Consider the following 17,193-nt stretch of genomic DNA (forward strand, 5'->3'; position numbering starts at 1 on the left):
GAATTCACCTTTTTCTGTAATAATCCTTCCAATAATTCATTATAGCTTTAGTTCTTGATTATTCACAAGTACTTTCATTGGCTTTAGCATACCAGGGTGTTTTGGATGATGCTCATAAATTGCTAAGCAACGGTCATTTTTATCAAATACTGTAATGAATGGTGCTGTTATTTCTAATTCATTCTTTAAGAACATACCATTTTTTATTTTTTCTGCTTGCTTTTCATCTACAACCATTTTTGGGAATTTACTTAACGCTTCATCAATTGAAATGAAGATAGACTCTACTGTTCCATTTTGCACGTTTTCTTCAATTTCTTCAAATGATATGCAATCTTCTAGTAAAAATTCACCAGATGCCGTTCTTACAAGATGGGACATGTGTGATGGAAAACCTAGTTTTTCACCAATCATTACTGCTAGCGTTCTTACATATGTCCCTTTACTACACGTTACACGGAAACGGAATGAAATGTTTTCCCCTTCAAACATTTCACGGTCATCAAGTAATATGAATTCATGAATTGTAATGGTACGAACTGGACGTTCAACTTCTTGTCCCGCTCTTGCATATTCATATAATTTTTTTCCGTTAACTTTTACAGCTGAAAACATTGGAGGCGTTTGTTCAATCGTACCTGTTAATGCTGCGAGAACTCCTTCTACTTCCTTACGACTAATACTACGATCGACATTTGTCGTTTCCACAACTTCACCAGAAGCATCTTCAGTTGTTGTTGAAAATCCTAATGTTACTTCACCTTCATATGTTTTTGTTTCACTCGTTAAAAACTGTGCAATCTTCGTTGCTCGTCCAACACAAATCGGTAATACCCCTGTTACATCTGGATCTAATGTTCCCGTATGACCAATTCGTTTCTCACGTAATATCTTTCTTAATTTAAATACACAATCATGTGATGTCATGCCTTTTGGCTTATGTAATAATACTACACCTTCCATATATGTTCACCTCATCATAATTCTTTCATAATAATTATCCAAACTTATTTTTCATTGAAAAAATGGATAGACAAATGTCTATCCATTATTCTTCACGTTTACCGTCTTTATTAATTTCATGTAAAAGTGTATCAATTCGATGACCATATCCGATAGACTCATCAAATTCGAAAGAAATTTCCGGTGTTTTACGAAGACGAATACGTTGGCCTATTTCTGAACGAATGAAGCCTTTTGCCTTCGCTAAACCTTTTAATGTACTTTCTTTCTGTTCATCGTCACCTAAAACAGAAATATACACTTTAGCGATTTGTAAATCTCCACTCACTTGCACATCTGTTACTGTAACAAATCCGACACGTGGATCTTTAATTTTACGACTGATAATGTCGCCTAATTCTTTTTTCATTTGCTCGCCTACACGGTTTGCACGTAATTTCATAACTCTTCACCTCATTCAGTACCATTCCAATTGTGTTATCGTACGTTCAATTTCAGGAAATGAATCGATGTACTCAAGTACACGATTCATTTCTTTTTCACAGATAACACGATTTGAGGATACGGAAACAATTGCAATTTCTGTACGTTGCCATACATCTTGATGCCCTACTTCTGAAACAGCTACGTTATAACGCTGCTTCACACGAGTGAGCACCCTTTGCAAAATTGCTCGTTTCTCTTTTAAAGAATGCACATCGTAAATCATACACTCGAATGAGAGTGAAGCGATAATCATCGCTTCACTTCTTCCATAATGTATGCTTCAATGATGTCCCCTTCTTTAAGATCATTATATCTCTCAATTGTAATACCACACTCATAGTTTTGTGCAACTTCTTTTACGTCGTCTTTGAAACGTTTTAACGTATCAAGTTGTCCTTCGAAGATTACTACGCCATCACGGATAATACGAACGCCACTATCACGTGTGATTTTACCATCTATTACGTAACAACCTGCGATTGTTCCAACTTTTGTTACTTTGAACGTTTGGCGTACTTCCGCTTGACCGATTACTTTTTCTTCGAATTCTGGATCCAGCATCCCTTGCATTGCTGATTCGATTTCTTCGATTACTTTATAGATAATACGGTGTAAACGAACATCAACGTTCTCTAATTCAGCTGTACGCTTCGCATTCACATCAGGGCGTACGTTAAATCCAATTACAATTGCATTAGATGCAGAAGCTAAAATAATATCAGATTCTGTAATCGCACCTACACCAGTGTGAATGATTTTTACTTTTACGCCTTCAACATCAATCTTACGAAGTGATGCAGCCATTGCTTCAACAGAACCTTGTACGTCTGCTTTCACAATTAAGTTAATTTCTTTTACATCGCCCTCTTGGATTTGTTGGAATAAATCTTCAAGGCTTAATTTAGATTTTTCACCACGTTGAGCAACTAACGCTTCTTGTGCACGTGATTCACCGATTTGACGAGCTTTCTTCTCATCAGCGAATGCCATGAAACGATCTCCCGCTTGTGGTACTTCATTTAAACCTGTAATTTCAACAGGAGTTGATGGACCAGCAACTTTTACTCGACGACCAATATCACTTACCATTGCACGAACACGACCGAATGATGTTCCAACAACAATTGGATCTCCAACTCGAAGTGTACCGTTTTGAACAAGTAATGTCGCGATAGTTCCTTTACCTTTATCAAGCTGCGCTTCAATTACAGTACCAGTTGCATAGCGATTTGGATTTGCTTTATATTCTTCTACTTCACTCACAAGAAGAATCATTTCTAGCAAGTTGTCAATTCCCTCGCCTTGAATTGCAGAGATTGGTACGAAAATTGTGTCTCCGCCCCATGCTTCTGGAACCAATTCATATTCTGTTAATTCTTGCATTACGCGATCAGGATTTGCCGCTGGTTTATCCATTTTATTCACAGCAACAATAATTGGTACTCCAGCTGCTTTCGCATGGCTAATTGCTTCCACTGTTTGTGGCATAACACCGTCATCAGCTGCAACAACAAGAATTGTAATATCCGTTACTTGTGCACCACGAGCACGCATCGTTGTAAATGCTGCGTGACCAGGCGTATCTAAGAATGTAATTTTCTTATCGTTTACTTCAACTTGGTATGCACCAATGTGCTGAGTAATCCCACCAGCTTCGCCAGCAGTTACTTTTGAATTACGAATAGAGTCAAGTAAAGTTGTTTTACCATGGTCAACGTGTCCCATAATTGTAACAACAGCTGGACGCTCTTTTAAGTTTTCTTCATCATCTTGCTCATCGATGAATGTTTCAAATTCAGTTTCACTTACAACTACTTCTTCTTCTACTTCAATACCGTAATCAGTAGCAATTAACTCAATTGTATCTTTATCTAAGTCTTGGTTAATTGTTGCCATAATTCCTAGCATGAAGAGCTTCTTAATAATTTCAGACGGCTCTTTGCTTAATTTTTTAGCAAGCTCACCCACTGTAAGGCTTCCAGAGAAAGTAATTTTATCTGGTGTTTCTACAATTTGCGTTTGTTGTCTTCCAGCAAAGTTATCTTGACGCTTGTCTTCGTTATCTTTGCCTTTTTTCTTCTTCTTATTACTGTTCTTTTTACTGCGAACAACTTTCTCTTCTACTTCAAACTCATCTGCAACAGAAGGTTTTTCTTCTTGGTACTCATTATCTAATTTGTTTACTACTTCATCGTCTAACATTGTCATATGATTCGAAACCTCGATATTCATTTCTTTTAGTTTTGTCATAAGATCTTTACTTGAGATATTATGTTGTTTTGCATATTCATGCACTCGAATTTTACTCATACCTTCACCCCCGGTAATTTGTATCGAGCATGCTACGCAGCTTTTTCGCAAAGCCTTCATCTAACACAGCTACAACGACTCGCTCATCTCTCCCAATCGCATGCCCTAATTGTTGTCGATTTTCGACCTTTCTCATTGGTACGTTGTAATACGTCGTTTTATCCGTCATGCGTTTTGTTGTATTCACTGACGCATCTTCAGATAGCAACACAAGCTTTGCTTTGCCACTTCGTACTTCTTTTAAAACAAGTTCTTCACCCGAAATAATTTTCCGAGCCCGGTTTGCTAGTCCTAAAAACGATTTCCAATCGGACACTTATTTCGACTCCTTCTCAACAAGCTCAAGAAGCTCTTCGTATAGAGAACCGTCGATTTTCGCTTTTAGATGATGTTCCAAAACATTTTTCTTTTGAGCTTGAAGAATACTTTCTTTATCTTTTGATAAATAAGCACCTCGTCCTGATTTCTTTCCAGTTAAATCAATGGACACTTCTCCCTCTTTGGAACGAACAATGCGAACGAGCTCTCGTTTTGATTTCATTTCTTGCGTTGCAACACATTTTCGTAACGGAACTTTTCGATTGCTCATACTCATCACCTCTATTCGATTTCGTCTTCAACTGAATCGAATCCGAATGCGATTACGCTATCTTCTTCTGTTACAATACCTAGTTGTTTCGCATCAGACTCACTCTTAATATCAATTTTCCAACCTGTTAATTTAGCTGCAAGACGTGCGTTTTGTCCACGCTTACCGATAGCTAATGAAAGTTGGTGGTCTGGAACAACAACAGTTGTTGCTTTTTCTTCTTCATCTACAAGTACTTTAACAACTTGTGATGGGCTTAAAGCATTTGCAACATATTCTACTGGATCATTTGACCAGCGAACGATGTCAATCTTTTCACCTTTTAATTCATCTACAATGCGTTGTACACGTTGTCCTTTCGGTCCTACACAAGAGCCTACTGGATCAACATCAATGTTCTCTGCATGTACAGAAATTTTAGAACGATCGCCTGCTTCACGTGCCACAGAACGAATTTCAACAGTTCCATCATAAATCTCAGGAACTTCCATTTCGAATAAACGTTTTAAAAGACCAGGATGTGTACGTGATACGTAAATTTGTGGTCCCTTCGTTGTTTTTTCTACTTTCGTAATGAATACGCGAATGCGATCATGTGGTTTGTATTGTTCGTTTGGCATTTGCTCACTTACAGGTAATAAAGCTTCTACTTTCCCTAAGCTTACATAGATGAAACGAGCATCTTGACGTTGTACAATACCAACCATGATGTCTTCTTCACGGTCACTAAACTCCGAGTAAATAACACCACGCTCTGCTTCACGCACTCGTTGTGTTACAACCTGTTTTGCAGTTTGTGCTGCAATGCGGCCGAAATCTTTTGGTGTTACTTCAATTTCTAGTACGTCACCATCTTGATAGTTTGGATTAATTTGTCTTGCTTCTTCAACAGAAATTTCAAGACGTGGATCAAACACATTATCAACAACGTCTTTACGTGCTAAAACTTGAATTGTTCCCACTTCTGGGTTAAAGCTCACACGAACGTTTTGTGCTTGGTTAAAATTGCGTTTATAAGCAGAGATTAATGCTGCTTCAATCGCATCAATAATAATATCTTTGCTAATTCCTTTTTCTGACTCTAATACGAGCAAGGCATCTAACAACTCAGTGCTCATGAAGATCCCCCTTCTAACTAAAACGTAACAGCAAGTCGCGCATTTGCAACTTTATCCATTGGAATTTGGATTTCTTTTTTACGTGTTTTAATTGTTAATAATAGTGTAATTGTAGTACCATCGTAGGAAAGTAGCTTTCCTTCAAACATTTTTTCACCATCAATCGGCTCATATGTTTTAATTGCCACTTGTTTTCCTACCGCTTGCTGGAAGTCTTTCTCTTTCTTTAATGGGCGTTCTGCTCCAGGAGATGATACATCCAAAAAGTAAAGATGAGGAATTGGATCCTCTTTATCTAAAGCTTCGCTTAAACGTTCACTTACCGCACCGCATTCTTCAATGTCGACTCCCTTTTCAGAATCGATGAATACGCGTAAGAACCAGTCCTGTCCTTCTTTCACATACTCTACATCTACAAGTTCAAGATTTAACTCTTCAACGATCGGCTGCGCAAATGCTTCTACAACTTCTGTGACTTTCTTATCCATAAACAGCCTCCTTCCTGCCGCCATGTACCATTTACAAGAAAAGATTCCGTCCATAAAAACGGTCTATCTTATTCTTTCTCGTTAGCTAACAAAAGCCCCTGCCGTTAAGCAGGGAATATCTGTCTTAGTATTACCAAATTTAAGAAGTAAAACTTGTAACAAAATATGTATATACGACAGAAATTTCTTACCTCTCTACATCAATAAAACGTAGATAGTAACACGAAAGAGTGGGTTTCCCCACTCTTTTTTTCACACAATATACATGACATGGTTATCTCGGTTAATAGTATACCATAGCAAATACTGATTTGCAAAGACTTTTCCTACCTGCTAGAACAGTGATAATTGGTTTTGATCAGGTAGATCACCTAAGCAACCTTGACTATCTAAATACTCAATAATCGTTTTAGAAACCTTACTGCGCTGCTGTAAATCTTCTTTTGATAAGAAATCTCCATTTTTACGAGCTTCTACGATACTTAAAGCTGCGTTTGTACCAAGACCAGGCACCGCATTAAATGGAGGAATTAATGAGTCTCCATCAATAATGAATTCTGTTGCATGCGAGCGATATAAATCAACCTTTTGGAATGAGTATCCACGCTCACACATTTCAAGTGTCATTTCTAGTACCGTTAATAAACTCTTCTCTTTCGGCGCTGCATCTAATCCTTTTTGCGCAATTTCATCAATCTTTACACGTATAGATGCTGAACCTTTTGCCATCGCCTCTACATCAAAGTCATCTGCACGAACCGTAAAGTATGCCGCATAGAATAAAAGTGCAAAATGTACTTTAAAATATGCGATACGTACAGCCATAAGTACGTAAGCAGCCGCATGGGCTTTAGGGAACATGTATTTAATCTTCTTACATGAATCAATATACCAACCTGGTACATTATTACTTTTCATGTCCTCTTCCCATTCTTCCGGTACACCTTTACCTTTACGAACCGACTCCATAATTTTGAAGGCTAATGATGGATCTAAACCTTGATAGATTAAATATACCATGATGTCATCACGACAACCGATAACTTCACTCAGCGTACATGTACCGTTATAAATTAACTCGTTTGCATTACCGAGCCATACGTCCGTACCATGTGATAGTCCAGAGATTTGGACTAACTCTGAGAATGTCGTTGGTTTTGTCTCTTCTAACATTTGTCTTACGAATTTCGTACCGAATTCCGGTATACCAAGTGTACCTGTTTTACAGTTAATTTGTTCTTCCGTTACTCCTAATGATTCCGGACCTGAGAAAATTTTCATTACTTCCGGATCATCTGTTGGGATTGTTTTCGGATCAATACCACTTAAATCTTGTAACATACGAATAACTGTCGGATCATCGTGTCCTAGTATATCAAGTTTCAATAAATTATCATGAATTGAGTGGAAATCAAAGTGTGTCGTTCTCCACTCAGCCCCTATTGAATCTGCCGGATACTGTATTGGTGAGAAATCAAAGATGTCCATGTAATCTGGCACAACGATAATACCACCTGGATGCTGTCCAGTTGTACGTTTTACACCGGTACACCCTGCTACTAAGCGGTCAATCTCTGCATTTCGTATCGTTAAATTATGATCATTTGCATAACCTTTTACATATCCATAAGCCGTTTTTTCTGCAACTGTACCAATCGTTCCTGCACGATATACATAATCTTCACCGAACAGTATTTTCGTATAGTTATGGGCACGTGGTTGGTATTCGCCGGAGAAGTTCAAATCGATATCGGGTACCTTATCTCCTTTAAATCCAAGGAACGTTTCGAACGGAATATCATGTCCATCTTTTACATATGAAACATTACATGTTGGACATTCTTTATCTGGTAAATCAAAACCAGAACCTACCGAGCCGTCATTAAAGAATTCTGATTGCTTACACTTCGGACATACATAATGTGGTGGTAATGGATTTACTTCTGTAATTTCCATCATCGTTGCAACGAATGATGAACCTACAGATCCACGCGAACCTACTAAATATCCGTCTACTAACGATTTTTTCACCAGCTTATGTGAAATTAAATAAATTACAGCAAATCCATGTCCGATAATACTTTTTAATTCTTTTTCCAATCGGGCTTCTACGATTTCTGGTAGCTCTTCCCCATAAATGCTACGCGCCATTTTATAACTCATATCACGCGTTTCATCATCAGCACCTTCAATTTTCGGTGTGTATAAATCATCTTTTACTGGATGAACATCACCAATTAATGACGCAACCTTTTGTGTATTCGTTACTACAATTTCTTTCGCTTTGTCTTCACCTAAAAATGAAAAACACTCTAACATCTCATCTGTTGTACGGAAATGTACCGGCGGTAATGAATGTCGATTTAACGGATTTGCTCCGCCCTGCGAACTCACTAAAATTTTACGATACATAGCATCCTCTTGATCTAAATAATGCACGTTCCCTGTAGCGACAACCGGTTTATCTAACGTCTCACCCAGTTTTACTAAGTTAGAAATAATTGTTTTTAATTGTCCTTCATCTCGAACAAGTTCACGTTCTACTAAATGACGTAACACCTCTGGAGGCATTACTTCAATGTAATCATAGAATTGCGCAATTTCTTCTACTTCTTCAGGTGCTTTTTGCATCATTGCCTCAAACACTTCACCTTTATCACAAGCCGTTCCTACTAAAATTCCTTCACGATATTTTTTTAATAGTGACCTTGGTACACGTGGCACACGGTAAAAATAATTCAGGTGAGAATATGAAACAAGTTTATATAAATTTTTCAATCCAACATCTGATGTAGCAAGTAATGTCATATGACTTGGACGCCCACGTTTATACGCATCCCCTTGTCCCATACTATCATTTAATTGATCATGATATTCAAATCCCTTTTCAATTACATCTTTTAGCATTTTCACAAGTAAGTATCCCGTTGCTTCAGTATCATAAATCGCACGGTGATGTTGCGTTAATTCAATATCAAGCTTTTTACACATCGTATTTAATCGATGGTTTTTCATTTCCGGGAATAAGAACCGCGCAAGTTCTAACGTATCAATAACAGGGTTATTCGTTTTTGCTAGCCCTGCCTTTTTAAAACCTACGTTAATAAAGCCCATATCAAAGCTTGCGTTATGAGCAACAAGTGTATGGTCACCCATCCATTCCTCAAACTTTTTAAACACTTCGTCCACTTCTGGTGCATCAGTTAACATATCATCTGTAATACCTGTTAATTCAATAATCGTCGCAGATAATGGTTGATGCGGATTTGCGAAAGATTCAAAACGATCAATGATTTCGCCACCTTTTATCTTTACGGCAGCTAACTCAATGACTGTATCGTATACAGCTGATAAACCTGTCGTCTCAACGTCGAAAACAACATACGTTTCCTCTGCAAGTAAACGATGCGCTTCGTTATATGCGATCGGTACACCATCATTAACTAAATTTGCCTCTACACCGTATATAACTTTAACCCCAGCCTTTTTACCCGCAGAGTATGCTTCTGGGAAAGACTGAGCAACAGCATGGTCTGTAACTGCAATAGCCTCATGTCCCCATTTACCAGCTTGAGCAACAAGCCTAGAGACAGGCGTAACAGCATCCATTTGACTCATTGGGGTATGAAGGTGAAGCTCTACACGTTTTTCACCTTCTGGCGCCTTATCTTTACGAGATGGTCCTGTTATTTCATTAATATCGTTTGCAATCATTACTAAATCTCGAACAAACGTATCATTTTGAACAGAACCACGTGCTTTCACCCACATTCCTTTTCTCAAGGATTGCAGCATTGGAATATCTTCTTTGTCACGCGAAAACATTTTGATCATAATAGAATCCGTATAGTCCGTTATTTTTAAAGTTAATAACGTACGCCCACTACGAAGCTCTTTTGTTTCTACATGGAATACATACCCTTGAACCGTTTTTCTTCGTTCTTCATCTTGAATTTCTCGCATCGGTGTAATCTCTTCATCTGGCTTAATAAGATATCCGAGTACAACCGGTCCTTCATGCACAACGCTACTTTCTTCAGCTTGCTTCTTCGCCATTTCTTCCATAGCTTGTATTACACGCTCACGGTCTTCTTGCTGAGTTTGCTCACGAAACTTTTGCATTTCTTCTGCATTTTGCTTTATATGTGTGTCTAACTGAAAACGTGGGAATCCAAAAGCTTCGTATTGATCACCTACTGGTTTCGTAACATTTTTCTTTAAAGCAGTAGATTCTAACTCGTTATTCACATTTATTAACAACTTCACTCCATTTACCTGAGGTAGTTGCTTCTTTAAGTAAGCAAACATAGGTGAAAATGTAATTCGCTCCGTACAAAGCGGCCAATATGCCTTCACTTCTTCTTCTGTAAATTGTTTATTCTCTGCTTGTAATGCAAATGTTGTTCTTGCAATATGAGAAAATGATTGCTTAAGCTTCACTTCTAGCAATTCATATAATTCTGTCGGCAAAATACGTGGCACTTGTAAGTCAAAATGCCAACCTTTATTCGCTTTATCAATAACTAGCTTTTCAATACCACCGCCCTGTAAATATTGATTTATAAGGTCTTCTGGTATTTGCAACTGCTGGAGCAAAATTTGAAATCGCTCTTGTTGTTCATTTGTTAATGACATAAGCACTCTCCTTCCATTTGCTATTATAAATTGAAACGTACTACAAAGAAAGATGTCTCCCTTCTTCTTTTACAAAATACGTTTACAAAGAAAGAGAAGGTACCTCATTACGAGGTACCTCTTCTTATTTTAAAATATTAGCAATATATGTTTGAAGTTCTTCTACTTTCACTTCTTCAGACTCGCCTGTAGCACGTACTTTCACTTCTACAATACCTTCATCTGCTTTTTTACCAACCGTAACGCGAACTGGAAGGCCAAATAAATCTGCATCTGCAAATTTAACACCTGCACGTTCTGCACGATCATCTAGTAATACTTCATATCCTTGCTCTTGTAATGAGTTGTAAATATTTTCACCCATTTCACGTTGTGCATCAGATTTCATATTTACTGGAATTACATGCACATGGAACGGTGCTACAGCTTTTGGCCAAACTAAGCCGTTCTCATCATTAAACTGCTCTGCAATTGCTGCCACTGTACGAGATACACCGATACCGTAACAACCCATAATAAGTGCTTGTGTTTTCCCGTTTTCATCTAGGAATGTTGCGTTCATCGCTTCACTATAGCGAGTTCCTAATTTAAATACATGACCAACTTCAATTCCGCGTGCGAAAAGAATTGTTCCGTTTCCATCTGGAGATTGGTCTCCTTCTTGGATGAAGCGTAAATCTGTATATTGACTTACTTTAAAGTCCCGTTCTGGATTTACATTTACATAATGGAACCCTTCTTCATTCGCTCCTGAACATCCGTTTACAATTGATGCTACAGCATGGTCAGCAATAATTTCGATATCACCTGTTACACCAATCGGTCCTAATGAACCAACTTCACAATTTAATAATTCTTTTACTTCTTCATGAGAAGCAAGCTCAACAACTGAAGCGCCGTATACATTTTTCACTTTTACATCGTTTACTTCATGATCACCACGAACAAGTACAACTACTAATTTCTCGTCTACTTTAAATACCATAGACTTAATACACTGTTCTGCTTCAATGTTTAAGAATGCAGATACTTCTTCAATTGCTTTTTGATCTGGCGTTGCTACTTTTTCAAGTGCCTTTTCTGCTTCGTCACTCTTCGTATACGTAGCTACAACAGGAGCCATTTCGATGTTCGCTGCATAATTGGATGTATCCGAGTATGCAATAGTATCTTCACCAACATCAGATAATACCATAAATTCATGTGTATCTTTTCCGCCCATTGCTCCAGAGTCAGCAATAACCGCACGGAAATTTAAGCCACAACGAGCAAAAATGTTAGAGTATGCTTTATATAAGCGATCATACACTTCATCTAAGCTCTCCTGCGTAGCGTGGAAAGAATAGGCATCTTTCATTAGAAACTCTCTTCCACGTAATAAACCGAAACGAGGTCTTTGTTCGTCACGGAACTTTGTTTGAATTTGGTATAGCGTTAACGGTAATTTTTTATATGATTTTACTTCATCACGTACAAGATCAGTAATTACTTCTTCATGTGTCGCCCCTAAAGCAAATTCACGAGCGTTACGATCTTTCATACGCATTAATTCAGATCCGTAAGAATACCAACGGCCTGATTCTTGCCATAATTCTGCAGCTTGCATCGCTGGCATTAATAATTCTACAGCTCCTGCGCGTTCCATTTCTTCTCGAACGATACGTTCTACTTTGTGTAGTACTTTTAAACCAAATGGTAGAAAACTATAAATACCAGAAGCATTTTGACGCATAAAACCTGCGCGAAGTAATAATTGATGACTCTTAATTTCAGCATCAGCTGGAACTTCACGTAATGTAGGACTGAATACCATACTTTGTTTCATTTATTCGCACCTCTTCATTTTACTCTTACACGCAGTAAAACCCCTCACCTCGGGTTAGGTGAGGGATTTTATTCTACGAGCTCTATTTCATTATAAGTTTCACTTTATTTTACAAGAAAAACTTACGAATGTCATTCCATGTTACAACTAACATTAGTAACATTAATAATGCAAAACCAATAAAGTGGACCATTCCTTCTTTTTGACGGTCAATCGGTTTTCCTCGTAACGCTTCGATTAGGAAGAAGAATAAACGTCCACCGTCTAAAGCAGGGACTGGTAATAGATTAAATAAACCAAGGTTTATACTTAAAACTGCCGCTAAACTTAGCACACGCGTAAATCCATAATCTACGACTTGATCTGTTAGATTATAAATTCCTACTGGACCTGACAACTCATTAATAGAAAATTGACCAGTTACTAATTTCACAAGAGACTCAAAAATTAGTTTCGTCCATTCGTACGTTTGTTCAAATCCTGATTTAATCGAACCCATCACTGTTTTCTCTACAGGAGAGTAAACACCAATTCTACCAACTTCTTCTTTACCTTCTTTATCGAGTGTTGGAGTTACTTTTACATTAAGCTGTTCATTATCACGCTTTACTTGTAACGTAATTTCTTTATTCGGGTTTTCACGTACAATGGCAACAACATCTTTCCATGTACTTGTACTTTTCCCATCAATTGCTTGAATTGTATCATTTTCTTTTAATCCAGCTTGCTGCGCTGCACTATTTTCCATTATTTTTCCGACCATTGGTTTGTCAATGGGAACCCCTTGTACAAATCCAAGAATCACAAAAATAACAAATGCTAAAATGAAGTTCATTGCAGGACCCGCAAAGATTGTTAAAGCACGTTGACCCAATTTTTTAGAGCCAAATTGCCTGTTATACGGAGCAATTTGAATTTCTTCTCCAGCAGTAATGATACGAGCCTTTTCATTCACTCGGAATGTTTGAAGCTCTTCCTCATACTCTTCATAGCCTGAAATCGTTAGATTATGCTCTAAATCGGCTTGTTCGACTTCAATAACACGAACATTTGGATATTTTTCATATCCATCAAAAACTAATTTCACAGCTTCGTCTTTTTCATTTAGCACAAGGCCAACCTTTTTCCCTGGCTTTAACTCAACTGTGTCCGCATCCTCGCCAGCCATTCTTACATAGCCACCAAGGGGCAGTAATCGAATCGTATACACCGTTTCATTCTTTTCAAATGAGAATATTTTCGGACCAAAACCAATCGCAAACTCGCGGCATAAAATGCCTGCTCTTTTCGCGAAATATAGATGCCCTAGCTCATGGAAAAATACGAGTGCACCGAAAATTAATATAAAGGCAATCGCTGTATTCAATTCCATAACCACCTTTGCTAAATTTGTTCCATCACAAACCGTCTTGTGGCTGCATCAATTTCCAGAATTTCCTCTAAGCTCGGACGTGCAATGACATTGTGATGGTTCATTGCTTTTTCAATGAGGTCTTCCACTGTTAAGAAACCAATTCTCTTTTGTAAAAAAGCTTCAACAGCTACTTCATTTGCAGCGTTCATTACAGCTGGCATACTTCCACCTGTTTTCCCAGCCTCATACGCAAAACGTAGACAACGGAAACGTTCTTGGTTCATTTTTTCAAAATGCAATGTTCCCATTTCCCATAAGTTTAACTGTTTTGTATCTGAAAGAGGTAATCTATCAGGATATGTAAGCGCGTATTGAATTGGTACTCGCATATCAGGTGAGCCAAGCTGCGCCATTACACTACGATCTTCAAATTCAACCATAGAATGAATAATACTTTCTTTATGTAAAACAACATCAATTTGCTCATAAGGGATACCAAAAAGCCAATGTGCTTCAATTACTTCTAGTCCCTTATTCATCATTGTAGCAGAATCAATTGTAATTTTCGAACCCATTGACCAGTTTGGATGTCGAAGCGCATCTTCTACGGTCACATGATGCAATTCATCTCTCGTTTTATCACGGAAACTTCCACCAGAAGCCGTTATAATGAGTCGAGAAATTCTTTTTTCATTTTCACCATTCAAGCATTGAAAAATAGCTGAATGTTCACTATCTACCGGAAGTAACGAAACATTATGTTTTCGCGCCGCTTCCATTACTAGATGCCCTGCAGTTACTAACGTTTCTTTATTTGCAATTCCAATTGTTTTTTTCGCCTCAATTGCACGAAGTGTTGGTAACAACCCTACGCTACCTACAACGGCATTTACTAAAATCTCCGCATCTGGATGTAATGCTACTTCTAAAAGACCTTCACTACCATACACAACTTTTGTATTACCAGAAACAGCTTGTAATTTTATAACATCTTCTGCTCTTTGCACAGAAACGATTTGCGGAGAAAATTCTTGAATTACTTTTACTGCGTAGTCAATATTTTTCCCTACAGAAAAAGCAACGAGACGGAATTGGTCTGGGTGCGAGCGTAACACATCTAAAGTTTGTGTACCAATTGATCCGCTTGCACCTAATAAACTAATGTTTTTCATGACTCCAACCCCTCGTTCATTTATTAATTGTATTGCAATAAGAAGTAGAGAATTGGTAACACAAATAACCAACTATCTGTTCGATCTAATATACCACCATGTCCAGGTAAAATTGTACCTGAATCTTTTACGCCATAATGACGTTTAAATGCAGATTGTACTAAATCACCAATTTGTCCAAAAATAGAAATGATAATTGTCAGCACAATTAAAATTACTACATTCGATTCAACTGGGAAGAACACGTTGTATACAAGTGCCACAATAATTCCACAAACGATGCCACCTACTGAACCTTCAATCGTTTTATTTGGACTAATTTCTGGCCATAATTTTCTTTTTCCTAATGCTTTTCCTACGAAATATGCACCTGAATCAGTAGCCCATATAACAAATAATGCGCAAAACACATATTTAATTCCTAATATTCTCGTTTCATTCAGATATAAGAATCCCATTGCAACATATGTTGTTGCCATAAGTAAAAATGAAGCATTATCAAAAGTAAATGTATTCTTAGAAAGGACTGTATATGATAAAAGTAATAAAACAATCACAAACGTAATTTCTAATTTACCTAATCCAATCCACCTAAATAGTTCTGATGCACTACTTGGAACTAAAATAGTCCATAATAATACCGCAGCTAAAACTGTTGGTACTGAAATAAGCGTAAGCTTATTCATTCGAATTAACTCATATAAACCTATAGAAGCAAGTGCATACACTAAAACCGTAAAAGGCACGCCACCGTAAATTACGATGGGAATGAATAGCGCGGCAGCAACCACTCCAGTAATAATTCTCTGTTTCACTACCAAACCCTCTCTTTCTACACGCCTCCGAATCTGCGCCCTCTATGTTGAAAGTCTGTAATCGCACTAAGCAAATGTTCTTCCGTAAAGTCTGGCCAATACACATCCGTAAACCAAAATTCCGAATATGCAATTTGCCATAACATGAAATTACTAATACGTAGCTCTCCGCTTGTACGAATTAACAACTCTGGATCAGGTAAAGAACCCGTCATTAAGTAGGAAGAAATCATTTCTTCACTTATCTCTTCAGCACGAATTTTTCCTTCCTCACTATCTTTCATCATATGTTGCACAGCAGAAACGATTTCATCTCGACTTCCATAGTTTAACGCGAAATTGAGAATTAATCCCGTATTCTCTTGCGTATCTTCCATGGCTTTTTCCATCGCTCTGCGTGTATGCGTAGGAAGACGATCTTTTTGCCCTATTACTCGGACTTGTACGTTTTCTTCAATCAATTCTGGTAAAAATGTACCTAGAAATTCTTCTGGAAGCCTCATTAAATAGTCAACTTCCTTTTTCGGTCTTTTCCAGTTCTCAGTTGAAAAAGCATAAAGAGTTAACACTTTCACATTAAGCTTACTTGCAAATTTTGTGATTTTCTTTACAACTTGCATACCTTCATGATGTCCCGCAATACGAGGCATAGCTCTCCTCTTTGCCCATCTTCCATTACCATCCATAATGATGGCAATATGTTCTGGTATATACCCTTTTTTCACTTCTTCAACGAGATGATCAAACGATGCGTCCTTTTTACTTTTAAAAAAAGGAAAGTTTTTAAACATCATTCATACCCTCCAGCAAGCAGACATATGCCTAAAAGTGTAAAAAGACCCCCTTAAGAAGAGGGTCATATTTGCGAAGTTATCGCTATTACACTTCCATGATTTCTTTTTCTTTGTTTTTTGCGATTTCGTCAACTTTTGCAATATATTTATCTGTTTCTTTTTGGATATCTTCAGTATATCCTCTTAAATCATCTTCCGTAATCTCGCCAGCTTTTTCAAGCTTCTTAAGATCATCGTTACCGTCACGACGTACGTTACGAACCGCAACTTTTGCTTCTTCAGCATATTTTTTCACAACTTTTACAAGATCACGACGACGCTCTTCTGTTAATGCAGGGAATGCAATACGAATTACAGTTCCGTCATTAGAAGGGTTTAAGCCTAAATCTGCTTTTAAAATTGCTTTTTCAATATCACCGATAGAAGTTTTATCATACGGTTGAATTACAAGCAAACGTGCTTCTGGAACTGTAATGTTCGCTAATTGCACAACTGGTGTTGGTGCACCATAGTAATCAACTTGTACCTTATCTAATACAGACGAGCTTGCACGACCAGCGCGAACTGTTGCTAATTCACGAGAATAAGCAGCAACTGCTTTTTCCATTTTTTCATTTGAAGACTTCAATACTTGTTGTCCCATA

15 protein-coding genes are annotated in these 17,193 nt (G+C 37.7%); all 15 read right to left on the bottom strand.

Features of this window, described 5'->3' with window-relative positions:
- Positions 1-39: 39 nt before the first annotated feature.
- The 15 genes from truB to frr all read right to left on the bottom strand — a co-directional run bounded on the left by truB (position 40) and on the right by frr (position 17,192).
- A complete protein-coding gene (gene truB, locus F0362_RS18680; RefSeq protein ID WP_000399359.1) occupies positions 40-963 on the bottom strand; it encodes a tRNA pseudouridine(55) synthase TruB in 924 nt (307 codons plus the stop codon).
- 85 nt (positions 964-1,048) lie between these two features.
- The gene (gene rbfA, locus F0362_RS18685) at positions 1,049-1,405 is read right to left on the bottom strand and encodes a 30S ribosome-binding factor RbfA (protein WP_000776439.1); all 357 of its coding nucleotides are present in this window, start codon (positions 1,403-1,405) and stop codon (positions 1,049-1,051) included.
- A gap of 15 nt (positions 1,406-1,420) precedes the next feature.
- Positions 1,421-1,702 carry a DUF503 domain-containing protein gene (locus F0362_RS18690; RefSeq protein ID WP_000582364.1) on the bottom strand — a complete coding sequence of 94 codons (282 nt, stop codon included), beginning with the start codon at positions 1,700-1,702 and terminating at the stop codon, positions 1,421-1,423.
- A complete protein-coding gene (gene infB, locus F0362_RS18695) occupies positions 1,699-3,759 on the bottom strand; it encodes a translation initiation factor IF-2 (RefSeq protein ID WP_000036352.1) in 2,061 nt (686 codons plus the stop codon). Before infB ends, F0362_RS18690 begins: the two co-directional genes overlap by 4 nt.
- A 4-nt stretch (positions 3,760-3,763) precedes the next feature.
- Complete coding sequence (locus F0362_RS18700; protein ID WP_001286525.1) at positions 3,764-4,075, bottom strand: YlxQ family RNA-binding protein; 312 nt, start codon at positions 4,073-4,075, stop codon at positions 3,764-3,766.
- Positions 4,076-4,348 carry an RNase P modulator RnpM gene (locus F0362_RS18705; RefSeq protein ID WP_000071127.1) on the bottom strand — a complete coding sequence of 91 codons (273 nt, stop codon included), beginning with the start codon at positions 4,346-4,348 and terminating at the stop codon, positions 4,076-4,078.
- An 11-nt stretch (positions 4,349-4,359) separates the two neighbouring features.
- Positions 4,360-5,466, bottom strand: a complete 1,107-nt coding sequence (nusA, locus tag F0362_RS18710) for a transcription termination factor NusA (RefSeq protein ID WP_000102596.1) — start codon at positions 5,464-5,466, stop codon at positions 4,360-4,362.
- Between the two features lie 17 nt (positions 5,467-5,483).
- Positions 5,484-5,954: a ribosome maturation factor RimP gene (rimP, locus tag F0362_RS18715; protein ID WP_000359095.1), complete on the bottom strand. Its 471-nt coding sequence runs from the start codon at positions 5,952-5,954 to the stop codon at positions 5,484-5,486.
- A gap of 333 nt (positions 5,955-6,287) precedes the next feature.
- Positions 6,288-10,589, bottom strand: coding sequence for a PolC-type DNA polymerase III (locus tag F0362_RS18720; RefSeq protein WP_000060011.1), 4,302 nt, complete (start codon positions 10,587-10,589; stop codon positions 6,288-6,290).
- 124 nt (positions 10,590-10,713) lie between these two features.
- A complete protein-coding gene (locus F0362_RS18725) occupies positions 10,714-12,414 on the bottom strand; it encodes a proline--tRNA ligase (protein ID WP_000814324.1) in 1,701 nt (566 codons plus the stop codon).
- 109 nt (positions 12,415-12,523) lie between these two features.
- Positions 12,524-13,780, bottom strand: a complete 1,257-nt coding sequence (gene rseP / locus F0362_RS18730) for an RIP metalloprotease RseP (RefSeq protein WP_001090232.1) — start codon at positions 13,778-13,780, stop codon at positions 12,524-12,526.
- 17 nt (positions 13,781-13,797) lie between these two features.
- Positions 13,798-14,940: a 1-deoxy-D-xylulose-5-phosphate reductoisomerase gene (gene dxr / locus F0362_RS18735; RefSeq protein ID WP_000790354.1), complete on the bottom strand. Its 1,143-nt coding sequence runs from the start codon at positions 14,938-14,940 to the stop codon at positions 13,798-13,800.
- Positions 14,941-14,963: 23 nt separating this feature from the next.
- Entirely contained in the window at positions 14,964-15,755 is a 792-nt protein-coding gene (gene cdsA, locus F0362_RS18740) for a phosphatidate cytidylyltransferase (protein ID WP_000813595.1), read from the bottom strand.
- 17 nt (positions 15,756-15,772) lie between these two features.
- Complete coding sequence (uppS, locus tag F0362_RS18745; RefSeq protein ID WP_000971308.1) at positions 15,773-16,549, bottom strand: undecaprenyl pyrophosphate synthase; 777 nt, start codon at positions 16,547-16,549, stop codon at positions 15,773-15,775.
- A gap of 85 nt (positions 16,550-16,634) precedes the next feature.
- Positions 16,635-17,192, bottom strand: coding sequence for a ribosome recycling factor (frr, locus tag F0362_RS18750; RefSeq protein ID WP_000531505.1), 558 nt, complete (start codon positions 17,190-17,192; stop codon positions 16,635-16,637).
- Between the last annotated feature and the right edge of the window lies 1 nt (position 17,193).

The organism is Bacillus sp. BS98 (assembly GCF_008432245.1).
In the GTDB taxonomy this organism is placed as follows: Bacteria; Bacillota; Bacilli; order Bacillales; family Bacillaceae_G; genus Bacillus_A; species Bacillus_A toyonensis.

Bases quoted from the DNA above. Each gene is read 5' to 3' on its own strand.
- nusA (WP_000102596.1), bottom strand. From the start codon at position 5,466: ATGAGCACTGAGTTGTTAGATGCCTTGCTCGTATTAGAGTCAGAAAAA.
- uppS (WP_000971308.1), bottom strand. From the start codon at position 16,549: ATGATGTTTAAAAACTTTCCTTTTTTTAAAAGTAAAAAGGACGCATCG.
- rbfA (WP_000776439.1), bottom strand. From the start codon at position 1,405: ATGAAATTACGTGCAAACCGTGTAGGCGAGCAAATGAAAAAAGAATTA.
- dxr (WP_000790354.1), bottom strand. From the start codon at position 14,940: ATGAAAAACATTAGTTTATTAGGTGCAAGCGGATCAATTGGTACACAA.
- infB (WP_000036352.1), bottom strand. From the start codon at position 3,759: ATGAGTAAAATTCGAGTGCATGAATATGCAAAACAACATAATATCTCA.
- frr (WP_000531505.1), bottom strand. From the start codon at position 17,192: ATGGGACAACAAGTATTGAAGTCTTCAAATGAAAAAATGGAAAAAGCA.
- truB (WP_000399359.1), bottom strand. From the start codon at position 963: ATGGAAGGTGTAGTATTATTACATAAGCCAAAAGGCATGACATCACAT.
- F0362_RS18725 (WP_000814324.1), bottom strand. From the start codon at position 12,414: ATGAAACAAAGTATGGTATTCAGTCCTACATTACGTGAAGTTCCAGCT.
- F0362_RS18705 (WP_000071127.1), bottom strand. From the start codon at position 4,348: ATGAGCAATCGAAAAGTTCCGTTACGAAAATGTGTTGCAACGCAAGAA.
- F0362_RS18720 (WP_000060011.1), bottom strand. From the start codon at position 10,589: ATGTCATTAACAAATGAACAACAAGAGCGATTTCAAATTTTGCTCCAG.
- rimP (WP_000359095.1), bottom strand. From the start codon at position 5,954: ATGGATAAGAAAGTCACAGAAGTTGTAGAAGCATTTGCGCAGCCGATC.
- F0362_RS18690 (WP_000582364.1), bottom strand. From the start codon at position 1,702: ATGATTATCGCTTCACTCTCATTCGAGTGTATGATTTACGATGTGCAT.